This window comes from Rhizobium redzepovicii, assembly GCF_019793435.1.
Classification (GTDB): domain Bacteria; phylum Pseudomonadota; class Alphaproteobacteria; order Rhizobiales; family Rhizobiaceae; genus Rhizobium; species Rhizobium redzepovicii.
The window spans coordinates 190,597-202,951 of sequence record NZ_JAILYH010000016.1 but is presented as its reverse complement, the minus strand read 5'-3'; the positions used below and the strand labels follow the sequence as shown (position 1 = coordinate 202,951).

At 57.6% G+C, this 12,355-nt stretch carries 11 protein-coding genes; 6 read left to right on the top strand and 5 right to left on the bottom strand.

Annotated features, from left to right (window positions below; all coding sequences use genetic code 11):
* Positions 1-295 precede the first annotated feature (295 nt).
* On the top strand, positions 296-1,321 hold the full coding sequence (locus K6N12_RS24750; RefSeq protein WP_097629188.1) for a DUF808 domain-containing protein: 1,026 nt from the start codon (positions 296-298) through the stop codon (positions 1,319-1,321).
* A 55-nt stretch (positions 1,322-1,376) separates the two neighbouring features.
* On the opposite strand, the gene K6N12_RS24745 is transcribed toward K6N12_RS24750, so the two are convergent.
* Together K6N12_RS24745 and K6N12_RS24740 are read right to left on the bottom strand one after the other, a co-directional pair.
* Positions 1,377-3,173 carry an adenylate/guanylate cyclase domain-containing protein gene (locus tag K6N12_RS24745; protein WP_097629187.1) on the bottom strand — a complete coding sequence of 599 codons (1,797 nt, stop codon included), beginning with the start codon at positions 3,171-3,173 and terminating at the stop codon, positions 1,377-1,379.
* Between the two features lie 57 nt (positions 3,174-3,230).
* Positions 3,231-5,549 carry a membrane-bound PQQ-dependent dehydrogenase, glucose/quinate/shikimate family gene (locus K6N12_RS24740; RefSeq protein ID WP_222148986.1) on the bottom strand — a complete coding sequence of 773 codons (2,319 nt, stop codon included), beginning with the start codon at positions 5,547-5,549 and terminating at the stop codon, positions 3,231-3,233.
* Positions 5,550-5,801: 252 nt separating this feature from the next.
* On the opposite strand from K6N12_RS24740, the gene K6N12_RS24735 reads away from it, so the two are divergent.
* On the top strand, positions 5,802-6,911 hold the full coding sequence (locus tag K6N12_RS24735; protein ID WP_097629201.1) for an acyltransferase family protein: 1,110 nt from the start codon (positions 5,802-5,804) through the stop codon (positions 6,909-6,911).
* Between the two features lie 372 nt (positions 6,912-7,283).
* Positions 7,284-7,583, top strand: a complete 300-nt coding sequence (locus K6N12_RS24730; RefSeq protein ID WP_097629185.1) for a hypothetical protein — start codon at positions 7,284-7,286, stop codon at positions 7,581-7,583.
* A 31-nt stretch (positions 7,584-7,614) separates the two neighbouring features.
* On the opposite strand, the gene K6N12_RS24725 is transcribed toward K6N12_RS24730, so the two are convergent.
* Positions 7,615-8,265 (bottom strand): sugar transferase, encoded by a 651-nt coding sequence (locus K6N12_RS24725; protein ID WP_097629184.1) that lies wholly within the window; start codon positions 8,263-8,265, stop codon positions 7,615-7,617.
* 454 nt (positions 8,266-8,719) lie between these two features.
* Here K6N12_RS24725 and K6N12_RS24720 point away from each other — a divergent pair, with 454 nt between their 5' ends.
* Positions 8,720-9,472: a Crp/Fnr family transcriptional regulator gene (locus tag K6N12_RS24720; protein WP_097629183.1), complete on the top strand. Its 753-nt coding sequence runs from the start codon at positions 8,720-8,722 to the stop codon at positions 9,470-9,472.
* Positions 9,473-9,551: 79 nt separating this feature from the next.
* Here the strand turns inward: K6N12_RS24720 and K6N12_RS24715 are convergent, their stop codons facing one another.
* Positions 9,552-10,574, bottom strand: coding sequence for a glycosyltransferase family 2 protein (locus K6N12_RS24715; protein ID WP_097629182.1), 1,023 nt, complete (start codon positions 10,572-10,574; stop codon positions 9,552-9,554).
* A gap of 129 nt (positions 10,575-10,703) precedes the next feature.
* Positions 10,704-11,615 (bottom strand): glycosyltransferase family 8 protein, encoded by a 912-nt coding sequence (locus tag K6N12_RS24710; RefSeq protein ID WP_097629181.1) that lies wholly within the window; start codon positions 11,613-11,615, stop codon positions 10,704-10,706.
* 69 nt (positions 11,616-11,684) lie between these two features.
* On the opposite strand from K6N12_RS24710, the gene K6N12_RS24705 reads away from it, so the two are divergent.
* Entirely contained in the window at positions 11,685-11,930 is a 246-nt protein-coding gene (locus K6N12_RS24705) for a hypothetical protein (RefSeq protein ID WP_165503929.1), read from the top strand.
* Complete coding sequence (locus K6N12_RS24700; protein ID WP_097629179.1) at positions 11,924-12,220, top strand: hypothetical protein; 297 nt, start codon at positions 11,924-11,926, stop codon at positions 12,218-12,220. The genes K6N12_RS24705 and K6N12_RS24700 overlap by 7 nt, the downstream gene beginning before the upstream one ends.
* Positions 12,221-12,355: the final 135 nt, after the last annotated feature.

Genomic DNA, 12,355 nt, shown 5'->3' with positions numbered 1-12,355 from the left:
TTCAAATCCTGCCCCCGCAACCAAATTCCCTTAGCACAACACCCCAAAACCCGCCTCTCGGCGGGTTTTGGCGTTGCTGGGAACGGTCGTGGGATTCAGCGCGCAACAGCGGGATCCGTCAGTTCAGGCACGTCCTCCGCTGGATGAGAGCGGGCTGAGCCCGTTGCCGGCCGAATAACGGCATTGCCGTCACGATCTGTGCGTGGCATCTTCCCGGCGGTGGATGCCGCGTGTCGCTTCGAGATGATGACGGGTTTTCCGTTTTTTGCTGAGTGTCTTCTCAACGGAGTCTTGAATGAGCGTTGGCTTGATCGCCCTTCTTGATGATATCGCCGCATTGGCCAAGGTGGCTGCGGCCTCGCTTGACGATATTGCCGGCCAGGCAGCCAAGGCGGGCGCGAAAGCGGCAGGCGTCGTCATCGACGATGCGGCGGTCACGCCTCGGTATGTCACCGGATTTTCGGCCGCACGCGAATTGCCGATCATCGGCAAGATTGCGGTGGGTTCGCTGAAGAACAAGCTTCTGATCTTGCTTCCGGCGGCGCTTATTCTGAGCCTCGTCGCACCGCAGGCGATAACACCGCTGCTTATGATCGGCGGACTTTTTCTCTGCTATGAGGGCGTGGAAAAAGTCTACGGACTGGTGCTGCCGCATGCAGCCCACGCCCATGAATCGGCACTCGAGGCGACAAGCCTCGATGCGCAATCGCTCGAAGACGAGAAGGTCGCCGGTGCGATCAAGACCGATTTCATCCTCTCGGCGGAAATCATGGCGATTACGCTCGCCGCGGTTCCGGCAGGCAGCATCTTCGCGCAGGCCTTCATCCTTGCCGTCGTTGGATTGGGCATAACGGTCATGGTCTATGGCGGCGTGGCGCTGATCGTGAAGGCCGATGATCTGGGGCTGATGATGGCTCGTGCACAGACGGCGCATCCGACGGGGCCTTTGCTGCGCGTGATCGGACGAGGGCTGGTCACAGGCATGCCTTATTTTCTGAAAGCGCTCGGCATTGTCGGAACGGCTGCGATGATCTGGGTCGGCGGCGGCATCATCGTTCACGGCCTCGAAGCCTATGGCGTGGCCGGCCTAGCGCATCTTATCCATGATGCCGGGGAGGTGGCCGTCCATGCCGTTCCCGTCCTGGCGTCCGTGCTGCGCTGGACCGTCGAGGCGGCAGGTGCCGGCATCGTCGGTATTGTCGCCGGCTTGATCACGATTCCGGTTGCAGGCTACATCATTTCGCCAATGTGGCGGTGCCTCAAATCACTCCTGCCGAGTCGCCGGCGGAAAGAGGCGCTGGCGGCTGACGGGAAAAAATGAATGCTGCGGGCATCGACGGGCGGCGACGCGACATCGGACTGAGCCGCAGTTTCTGTCAGCATTGACGGAGATCCGGAACCAGCAGTCCCGCCTTGCGGAGTCCTTCGACGCGGCGGTTAAAGTCCTCGGGGTCTCGAAATGGCAGGACGCGGCGGCGGCGTTCGATGGAGAAGTCCGGGTTGATCTGGAGCGCCTTCTCCCACGCCTGTCGGGCATCCTCCGCGCGGCCGAGATGGCCATAACATGATGCCAGCAGGGCGTAAGCCGTTTCCGATTGCGCGTTTTGTTGGAGCCGCTGCGCGATCGCGGCGATGGCTTGTTCATATTCACCGAGAGAAAAGCGCGCATCGGCGAGAAACTGGAACAGAAGTTCCGGATGGTGCGGGTCAAGCCGCATCGATGCATCGAGCGTTTCCAAGGCGCCTGCGGGATCGCCGGAGAAGATCTGGATATGCGCCATCAGTGTCAGGAGTTCAGCCGAGTTGGGCGACAGCGCCAGACCGCGCAGGACTTCTGCCCGCGCCCGGTCCAGGTCGTGGTTCCACATGCAGGCCATGCCTAATGCGAAGTGGCTATTGGGCTGTTCCTCGGCCATATCAACTGCCTGCTGCGCGAGATCCAGCCCGGTCCGCAGCGAACCCTCCGGATCGTCGCTCCAGGCGTTGACGTAGTCGAGCACATGCGTGAAGGAAATGAGGGCTCGGGCCGCCGCATAGTCCGGGTCTACGGCGAGAGCGTCTGCCGCCAGGCTGCGGGCGGCTCTATTTCCGGTTCGGTTATGGGCTGACGCCTGCTCACGGCCACGCAACAACAGCTCGTAAGCGCCGACATCGACGGCGCGCCCCTGGGCCAAGCGGTCCTGGTCGCCATGCGTGAGATTGAGCTTCAGCGCTGTGACGATCTCCTGTGTCAGCTCATCCTGAACCGCAAAAATGTCGGTGAGATCGCGATCGTAGCGGCTGGCCCAGATATGTCCGCCATTGCTGGCGTCGATCAATTGGGCCGTCACACGCACGCGGTTGCCGGCCTTGCGCACGCTGCCTTCGAGAACGTAACGGACGCCGAGCGCCTTGGCCATCTCAGGTACCGAGGTTGTTACATTCTTGTAGACGAAGGATGAGTTGCGGGCGATCACGTGCAATTCGGACAGCTTCGAGAGATCGGTGATGATGTCTTCGCTGATCCCGTCGGAGAAATATTCCTGTTCGACGTCGCCGCTCATATTGTTGAAGGCCAGTACGGCTATGGAGGGCTTGTCGGGAACGGCGATAGCCGAAGGCCGTTTCGGCGCCGGCTGCTCTCCCGGTTGCCGTGCCGACGCCGGCTGCGAGACGGTTCCGACCTGAAGTAGATAGACCCGCATCGGCTCCGCGATATTCTTGAGAGGGACTTTGCCAAGATCGGTCACGGCACATTCAAGCCGCGTTCTCACCTGGCGGTAGGCATCTTCGGAGAGGCAGATGGCGCCGGGCCGGGCAACTCCCTCCAACCGCGCGGCGATGTTGACGCCGTCGCCCATCAGGTCGCCGTCGTTCTCCTCGACAACATCTCCCAGATGGATCCCAACCCGGAACTCGATGCGATGCTCGGGAGGCACGCCGATATTGCGCTCGACCATGGCTGTCTGCACCTCGATCGCGCAGCGCACGGCGTCGACGACGCTGCGAAACTCGATAAGGCTTCCATCGCCGGTGCGCTTGACGATACGGCCATTGTGCACGGCGATCGTCGGATCGACCAAATCGCTGCGCAGGGTTCTCAGGCGCGCCAGGATGCGATCCTCGTCCGCACCGGCGAGACGGCTGTAGCCGACCACATCCGCGACCAGGATCGCCGCCAATTTTCGCGTCACGCTCGTAGCCTCAGTTCCTCATCGGACCAAAATAGCACAGTGTGACCGGCGGCGGCGCTAATCTTCGTCTTTCAAAGAAAAGGCGAACACGTAGTCGCCGTTGTCCCTGGAATATGGCGCTCCGCCAACCGAGATCACCACATATTGCTTGCCGGTTTTCGGCGAGACGTAGGTCATCGGCGTGGCGCTCGAGCCGACCGGCAGCGGATATTTCCAGAGCTCATCACCGTTCGCAGCGTCGTAAGCGCGGATGTAATAGTCCTGGAAGCCAGCAAAGAAGACGACACCGCCGGCAGTCGCCGACGTGCCGGCATAACTTGGCAAGCCCATCGGCATCGGCAGATTGGTTTTGATCTTAAACGGCCCGAGCTGTTCGGCGGTCCCGGCCGGGACCTGCCATGCGATCTTGCGGGTATTCAGATCCACGGCTGTGACGGTGCCGAAGGGCGGCTGCGTGCAGGGAACGCGGAGCCTCGAGGTCCACATTTCGGTGGCCATGCCGTAAGGCGTGCCGCGCTGCGGGGCGGAGGGGCCGTGAGCGGTTGTGGTCAGGGCAAAATCGACATACTCCTTGCGGGGAATGAGCGCGAAGAGGCTGGGCACGCGGATATCGTTCAGGAAGACCCGGTTGTTGGGCAGGTCGATCGACACGCTCCCCCAATTGAGGCCGCCAAGATTTCCCGGCTGCTGGATCGCATATTGCGGGCCGATCGGGGTGAAATCGCCGTCGTAGCGCATCTTTCGAAAGGCGATGCGGCATGCCAACTGATCGAACATCGTCAGTCCCCAGGCCGTCTGCTCCGTCACCCGTTCGGCGCCGATTGTCGGCATGCCTACGGAATAGGGCTGCGTCGGAGACAATTTCTCTTCCGGTGCGCCGCCTTCCTGCGGCACCGGCCTCTCCTGAACCTCAGCAAGGGGTGCACCGGTCTGACGGTTGAGCAGGAAAAGCTGCCCCCGTTTGGTGGTCTGCAGGAGAGCCGGCACGGTGGCGCCATTGCCATCGGGCAGGTCGAGCAGAACCGGCTGGGCCGGCAAGTCATAGTCCCAGATATCGTGATGCACGGTCTGGAACTTCCATCTCTCCCGTCCCGTCGTGACATCGAGCGCCACCAACGTGGCATTGTATTGATCGGCGAAAGCCGGTCGATTGACGCCGTAATAATCTGGGGTGGTATTGCCGAGCGGTGCATAGATGAGGCCGAGCTTGTCGTCGAATGCCGCCGTCGTCCACATGTTGGGCGTGGCCCTTGTATAGGTCTGGCCCTCAGGCGGGAGTTTGGTGATCTCGGGATTGCCGAGGTCCCATGCCCATTCGAGCTCGCCGGTAACGACATTGAAGGCGCGGATGACGCCCGAGGGTTCGCCAACCTCCTGATTGTCGATGACCCAACCTCCGATGACAATCAGATTGCGGGCAATCAGCGGCGCCGATGTCTGGAAATAATAACCTGACTTGACTTCACCCATGCCTTGGGAAAGCTGCACGGTGCCATTGTCTCCGAAGCCGTTGCAGGGTGCGCCGGTCTTCCTGTCGATCTCCAGCAGGCGGGCATCGATCGTCGTCTGCACCAGACGCTCATTGCAAAGGCCGTCGGCCGATTGGGCCTCCGGTGGCATCTTGTAGTAACCGAGGCCGCGGCAGCGTTGCCAGTATGGCGCCGTCGCCTTCGGATCGAAGGTCCAGCGCGGCTTGCCCGTATCTGCGTCAAGCGCTGCGATCACGTCCGTCGGCGTGCAGGTGTAGATCGTGTCGCCGATCTGCAGCGGCGTGTTTTGATCGGCGCCATCGCTTTTCCCGGTGCGGTATGTCCAGGCAAGATCGAGCTTGGCAACATTGCCGCGGTTGATCTGATCGAATGGGGAGTAGCGATCCCCGGCCGTGCTGCGGCCATAGGATGTCCAGTCGGAGGGTGAGTTGTCGCCTTTGGCGGTCTTATAGGCGGGGATATCGGTAGAAGGGCGGATCAGCCCATGCGGCGTTAAAGCAAGGCTGAACCCCGCCGCGAACAGGATGGCCGCAAGCAAAGTGCCGCCATAAAAGAGTTTCCGGTTGGCAGTTGGCGACAGCGACGGCGCAAAGAGAAGTGCAAAGCCCGCCAGCGCGATGGGGGACATCAAACGCGCAAAGAGCGCCCAGAAATTGAAACCCGACTCCCATAGTGCCCAGGGAAGGGTGAGAACGGCGACAAGCAGGACAATGAGGGCGCCTGACACCTGCCGGCGCCACAGCAGAAGCGCGGCAGCCAGATAGGCAAGCCCGGCGATTGCGTAATAGGGCGAGCCGCCGAGGCTGAGCAGCAAGGTGCCGCCTCCTATCAGGCCCAATCCGATAAAGGCGAGAACAATAAAAAACAGGCCAGCCAGAAATTTCATGGTTTCCTCATTTGTATTCGCCGCCCGATCGCCTGGTCCACTCCAACCGTCGCATGGCGCCGCGGAAAGCGCAGGGCTATTGGGTTGTGGTCAGTTGCCTCTTCTTCGGGAGAGGGGCGCTCTCTCGTTCAATTTTTCCTAATGTAGCTCTGGTCACTGACACGCGGTCCCGACCCGGCAATCATGCCGCCGCTGCTCTGCGGCGACAGCTTGCCAATCCAAATCGAGTCAATACTTCTGAAAGGGCCACAGATGTTTCTCGGCGAAAAGCTTGATCTAGCGAAAGGGCGACCGACAGGATTCGATTATATGCGATTACTGTTAGCCTTTTCAGTACTTTGGATACATACGGCCCGCGTTACATACGGCGATGACCTGTTTCTCTGGGAGTCACCTTTCCGTCCTGCCATCAAATCAGTGCTGCCGATGTTCTTCGTCTTGAGCGGATTCCTGGTGGCTGGCAGTCTTGAACGGTCGAAAACATTGATCTCCTTTCTCGGCAACCGATTTATCCGGATCTACCCTGCTCTTGCGGTGGAGGTATTGCTGGCGGCCTTTATACTCGGAGCAATCTATACAGAGTATGACCTGCGTGACTATTTCACCGATCCTCAGTTCTTTACCTATCTGCTGAATGTCACAGGCCACATCCACTTCAATCTCCCCGGTGTATTCCTGAATAATCCCGACGCCGCAATGGTCAATGGGCAGCTCTGGACGGTGCCCTTCGAGCTGGAGTGCTACGCCGCGATCGCCGCCCTGTTTCTGCTCGGCGTGGTCAGGCGGCGGGTGATCGCCCTGATCGCAACGCCGGCTTTGATCATCAGCTTCGGTATCGCAAGGTATTGGAAACACTCGAGCGATTGGGCAACCATGCCCACGACAGCGTCGGGCAATCTGCTCATCTGCGCGTTTCTCGTGGGGGTGACCTTCTATCTGTACAAGGACAAGGTTCTCTGGGATGTGAGAATTTTCCTTGCTTCGGTGGCAATCATATTATGGGCCTACTGGTTCACTTCCTTTGGGGATTTCATTGCCATTCCGGCAATCGGATATGTCACGGTCTTCCTCGGCCTGACCTCGCCCCGCAAGCTTGGCATTCTCAGTGGGGCCGACTATTCCTATGGCGTCTTCCTATACGGCTATCCCATTCAACAGGCGTTCGTAGCGCTCGGACCCTGGGCGCATAACTGGTGGTTGAATGGCATTGTCTGCAGCATCGTTGCGACCTGCTTTGCCGCCTTCTCGTGGAGATTCATCGAAAAGCCGGCGTTGAAATTGAGGAAACAGGTCACATGGCTTGAAAACTTCAGCATCCAACGCGGCGCAAAACGGCAGTTGGCCGCCGCAGTCTCGAAATAGCCTTATCAATGCCGGACATCAGCAGGGCTCGCCAATCACCGGCGAGCCCTGTTTCGTTGAACCGTGGCGATTGTCGGGGGAGGATCATCACCTGTCTTGGTAAGGAGGAGGCTTGCTACACGCTTGTTGACGACGTGCATTAATCTTGCTGCGTGCTGAAAGATCTCTTGGTCCCGGACGATAGAACGGTCCTGGCGGATGAATAGTCGAATATTCTGCGCTTGGTTCGGTCGGCTTACTGAGCGTGTCTTAGGAATATTTTAACAATAATAGATAAAATACTTTAATCGAACTTCGTTTCGACTTTGAGCTTTTGCCATGTCATTGAGGCAGCCGGCGGCTTAAAGGAGGTGTGAAGAGAGGAGCGGATTAATGCTGAAGAGCGCGCTTGTCGTGGTTGCCATCTCCATCGCTGCTGGAGCGACCATTCGCGCCTGGGCCTTTGCAATCTTTGCATTTCTGCTGGTCGTTGCCTTGGGTGCCGTGATCCTGTTGAAAGGCTCCTCCTTTTCGGATGCGATCGCCTACTGCCTCCAAGCGCTCGTCTTGATGGAAGTAAGCTATTTGGCGGGTCTATTCGCCTACTCGTTGTGGGAGCATATGCAAAAGCGCCGGAAACGGAACTCTGTTGCCGAGCGCGCTCCTATGACCGGCAAGCGCCCCCACGGATAATGCTATGAGCATGAGGGAAAATCGAATGACCCTACAGGTCCGTCTTGGGCAGTAAAGCGTGCCTGGAAAGCAGGGCCGCCAGAGTCTTTGCCATGATCATGAAATCCAACGCGAGTGTCCAATTGCGCAGATACTCGACGTCGAGGAAAACTCTATTCTGATAACTGACGTGTTCGCTGATCTGCCAATGACCGGTCAGGCCAGGACGGACTGCGACGTAGGCATAGGTGTGTTCGCCGTAACGGGGCAGCTCTTCTTTGGCAATGGCGCGAGGCCCGACGAGGCTCATCTGCCCAAGTAGCACGTTGATCAGTTGCGGAAGCTTGTCGAGGCTCGATCGCGTCAGGATGTCGCCGACGATCGTCGCATGCAGGCTGGCCGTTGCGTCGGATCGTGTCGTCCGAAACTTGAGGCAACCGAACTCTTTTCCCTTATAGCCGATAAGCCGATGGGATGTGAAAGCGGCGCCCCGATCGCTGAGCATTATAATGACTGCTACCGACAGAAGTAGCGGCGACAGAAGAAATAAAAGAGATGCCGCAATGACAAGGTCTAACGCGCGCTTCAGAATTCTGCTGATCGTATGGGATTTTGACGAATTGAATGGACGCCCTTCCTTGCGCGCCCCGGTGCTACGCCGCCAAGGGTCAGCCGGGTTGATGCCCTGATTTTTTCCCGCCATCCGCGTCTCCGTTGGGCGAATCCCAGAAATACCATCCGAAGCTTGCTTCAATACAGGTTTGATGTCTGTGACCGAGGTCATAATGGTGAATAAATTCTTTATTTCCCAAAGATTTTCTTTTGAAATTTTAAGATACTGTTTTGCGTTTGAGGATCCATAAACAAAATGTTATTAATATTAATTAGTGGAGACGATATTATTCTTCTATTTTGTAGACCTGATCTTCAGTTTGCTGATCGTCATGAAACGTATAAAAGTCAAGTCGTGGTTTAAGATCGATCGATGAGATAGAATTAAATATGAATTTGTTATATATTAATGTGAGTATCAGTCACTATTTGTGTATAAATCCGGATGACTATTTTATAGTATTATCATTTAACTTTACAATTTAATGAATTACGAATATCGCCGAATAGCAATAGCTAAATTAATCTGCATGGAGTTGCGTCGTATGGACGGAGCGATTAACATCAGAGATAACAAGACTGGCGCGGGCGCGGCGCGAGTAGGCGAAGCGGTTACTTCAGGGCCTGCAGATGTCATATACGGCGGCCGTGGTGATCTGGATCACGAGTTCCCGTTTTGCCGTTCGAGTGTTCGAAAGTTTCGACGGGGTGACGTGATTGCAGGCGCCGGGGACGCCATCGACATGTTCGTCCGCGTCCAGCGCGGAATGGTGAGCGCAAGCACGCCGCTTGCCGATGGACGGGAGTTCATCGTGGAGATGATTCCAAAAGGCGGCTTGATCGGCGAATTGGAGGTGTTGCGCAAGCAGTCCCTCAGCCTGGAATATCGCGCCTCATCAGACTGCGAACTGCACTACTTCGATGGTCGTTTGCTGCGGGACTTGTGTGCGAACGATCCGCAATTTCAGGTGAAGATCCTGTCGAAGGCGCTGGCGCGTGTTTCCGAACTCGAACTGCGGATCATTTCCAACGCCGGATCGAGCCTGAGGCAGAGATTGGCCCGGACGCTGCTGCGCCTTTCTGCCGTGTACAAAGTGGATGCGCAACATGGCGGCGATGAGCTGATCATCTCCCAACATGATCTGGCAGCGACGCTGCCGGCGTCGCGCGAAAAGGTCAATCAATGCCTGCGGCGTTTGCGCGAAAGCAAAGTGGTCGACGGGACGCAGGGCAAAATCCGCATTCTCAATCGGAAGGCGCTGGAAGCCGATGCCGACGGTGTGGCGTCCATCGCTTGAGGACGCCTCGACGAAAGAATGCGGCAGTGAAGCCTCAACAAAACCCGCCTCGGCTGAAGCGGCTTCCCGATAATAGTGGTTAGACGTCGCTTTCGGAGGCATTCTTCCAGTATTTCCAGCCTTCACCCTGAATGAGTCCGTGATTGGAGAGATCCTTCCAGCTGCGGTAGGTGCCCGTATCGTCGTAGACGAAATCATCCTTGTCCTTGCTCGAGGAATATACGGCATATTCCTCCGTGTGCTGGGACCGGTGCGCGGCATCCGCAACCTTGTGAACGAAGGTCGACAGGAACTTGAAATGCAGAAGGGCGCCGGAGACGCCGAGCGCTCCGCGCATGTCGCCCAAATTCAGGGAGAGCGGCCAGACTTGGTGCGATGATTTGAGAAAAAGACGTTCACCTTCGATATAGACGAGAGGAATCTTGTTGAGCGCGGGACCGTCCCAGAGCCGGTCGTGGAAATAGACCCGTCCACGAACACCTCCCTTGATCCATATAGTCCAGTTGCGTTCGTCGAAATGCGCGACATAGCCGGACCGGTCGAAGAGATTGCAGACCTCAAGCGGATTGCGGCCGGGTTCGCATATGTTTTCTAGAACGGGATGCGGGCTGTACATGTCGATCATCACCGAGCGCAGCGAATGGCCGCCGGTGGAATCGATATAGGCGGTCAGTTGATCGATCGGCCTTGTGTCGCAATGCGGATAGACCAGGAACTCGTCGGCATCGACATAGAGAACCCATTTCTCCTGGCAGTGCCGGTTGATGACTTCGTTGATCCAGTCATTACCGAATCTCGCCGCCTTGTAGGATCCGTGGGCAGAAAGAAGGGACACATCGTCGAAGCCGGCCAGCAATTCGACCGTGCCATCTGTCGAGCCGTTGTCGATACAGATGAAGTGCTCGAAGCCGAGATCGCGATAATACTGCAGGAAAAATGCCAGCCGGTGCCCCTCGTCGCGGATGACGCAGATGACGACGTGACGCGCCTGCTTGAGCCCGATGCGCAGCAGGTCGTAGCGAACCTGCCGAGCCTTGAGCGAGCGGCGCAGGCGGGCTTTTGCGTAATGCGAGATACTGGCGGCGGAAGCCCTATAACTCATATTCTGTCCTGACCATTATCCATCCTGCAATGAAGAAATGAATAGTTGCGCGTCCGCCTGCCATCCAAGGGTCGACCGCCATGCTGATATCAGGTGCGCGGCTATTCACCCCCAGGCGGACCACAATGCTCACACGGCGTAATCGCCAACCAGCAGGCTCTGGACCCGCGGATTGGGGCCGTTCGCCTCGATTGCGTGTTTGATGCGCGCCCGCATCGACCGGTACTTATACAGGGCCTTACGATCGATGCTTATGCCGCGATACAGCGAGTCATAAATCGGATGTGCTTTGCGCAGGTCGACATAGACTTGGCTTTCCCGATCGGTCCAGGGAAAGAAGGTGCCATGCCAGGGCTTTGGATGCGCCATATAATGGACGATCGACAGGGCGGACATGTTGACCAGGTGAAGGAACTGTTTGGGAAAGTTCCAGCGGTTCGATACGAGGATGAGCGATGAACCGCAGACATAATTTAATGCGCCCTGGTCATGTTTGCCCTCGCAGGCCTCGGGATTTCTAGCAAAAAGCTCAAGCGCCTCCTGTCCGATCCAGCCGTTACGGTGGAATTTCAGGACACCCGCGTTGAAATAGTGGCTGTTCTTTCCGGTGTCGAGAAAGTCGTGGATCGCCGTGTAATCGCGCGCCGCGAAAAACCTGCCCTCGGGCACAACCGCATTTTCGAGCCCGCCGAGATCGCTGACGATCTGTGTGTCCCCATCGAGGTAGATGATCTGGGTATAGTTGGCAGGCAGGATCTCGCAAAGCACCAGCTTGGCCATGGTGCTGACGCTGATACGTCCCTGGAAATGCGATCCATCGAGCTTGCCGAGCGAATCCTGCAGCGCTTCGGTCGCATCGATCAAGTCGACCCCGCTCGTTGCCAGCAGGGCTTTCAGTTCGTCGAAATTATCGAGATGTTCCGACATGAGGACACAGACATCGGTCGCGGGGCTTGTGAATTTGCGAGCCTGCAGCGCCGAGAGAATAGTCGGAAATGAATATTCGACATCCGTGACGTAGACGACGCACTGATTGTTCATGTCTTCACCTTTCCGATTGTCCGCAACAGGAATGAATCGCTGTCGCCTTCCAAGTCGAGGGAACAGTTGTTGATTGAGCCAAAGGGCCTGTCGTATGAAAGCCCGGTCCGGTATATATTGCCGAGATGCAGTCTCGGTCGTTGGCTGATCGGCGTATGGCTGCCGGCGATTTTCGTGTGTTTCATTGTTGAGATATTCACCATGAAGAATGCCCTGCCTGCGATGACGCTGCGTTTCGATATCTTCTTGCCTGGCACGACGATGGGGGTCGGAGCGCTTGTTGGGCTGCAGCGAGAAGAGGTATTTGGATGCTGATCACCGCGTTCATCGCCGCCGTGATTTCGATAGCTGCCGGTGCTTGCATCCGCGCCTGGGCTTTCGCGATCTTCGCATTGCTTGTGGCAATCGGCTTCGGCGGCGTGGCCTTCGTGGATGGGTCCTCCACGGTAGCGGCGATCGGATCCGGTATCGCGATCCTCGTGCTGATGGAGATCGGCTATCTCACGGGCGTCTTCCTGTCGGGTGCCCTGCGACGGAATGCCAGACTGCGGCAGAGCAATTCCGCAAACAGGGTCTCTGCCGCCAGCGAGCGTCAGCAGAGCTGAAATTGAGACGGATGCTGCAGCATATCCTTCCCCGGATCGCGGTCTGGGATCGTTTGCGACCGGCAGCCTGATTTCACCGGTAATCCCTGGAGGATGTGGCGCGGCCGAGCAGCCGCGAACCTGTGTTCGCCCGAG

Bases quoted from the DNA above. Each gene is read 5' to 3' on its own strand.
- K6N12_RS24750 (WP_097629188.1), top strand. From the start codon at position 296: ATGAGCGTTGGCTTGATCGCCCTTCTTGATGATATCGCCGCATTGGCC.
- K6N12_RS24740 (WP_222148986.1), bottom strand. From the start codon at position 5,549: ATGAAATTTCTGGCTGGCCTGTTTTTTATTGTTCTCGCCTTTATCGGA.
- K6N12_RS24735 (WP_097629201.1), top strand. From the start codon at position 5,802: ATGTTTCTCGGCGAAAAGCTTGATCTAGCGAAAGGGCGACCGACAGGA.
- K6N12_RS24730 (WP_097629185.1), top strand. From the start codon at position 7,284: ATGCTGAAGAGCGCGCTTGTCGTGGTTGCCATCTCCATCGCTGCTGGA.
- K6N12_RS24725 (WP_097629184.1), bottom strand. From the start codon at position 8,265: ATGGCGGGAAAAAATCAGGGCATCAACCCGGCTGACCCTTGGCGGCGT.
- K6N12_RS24720 (WP_097629183.1), top strand. From the start codon at position 8,720: ATGGACGGAGCGATTAACATCAGAGATAACAAGACTGGCGCGGGCGCG.
- K6N12_RS24715 (WP_097629182.1), bottom strand. From the start codon at position 10,574: ATGAGTTATAGGGCTTCCGCCGCCAGTATCTCGCATTACGCAAAAGCC.
- K6N12_RS24710 (WP_097629181.1), bottom strand. From the start codon at position 11,615: ATGAACAATCAGTGCGTCGTCTACGTCACGGATGTCGAATATTCATTT.
- K6N12_RS24700 (WP_097629179.1), top strand. From the start codon at position 11,924: ATGCTGATCACCGCGTTCATCGCCGCCGTGATTTCGATAGCTGCCGGT.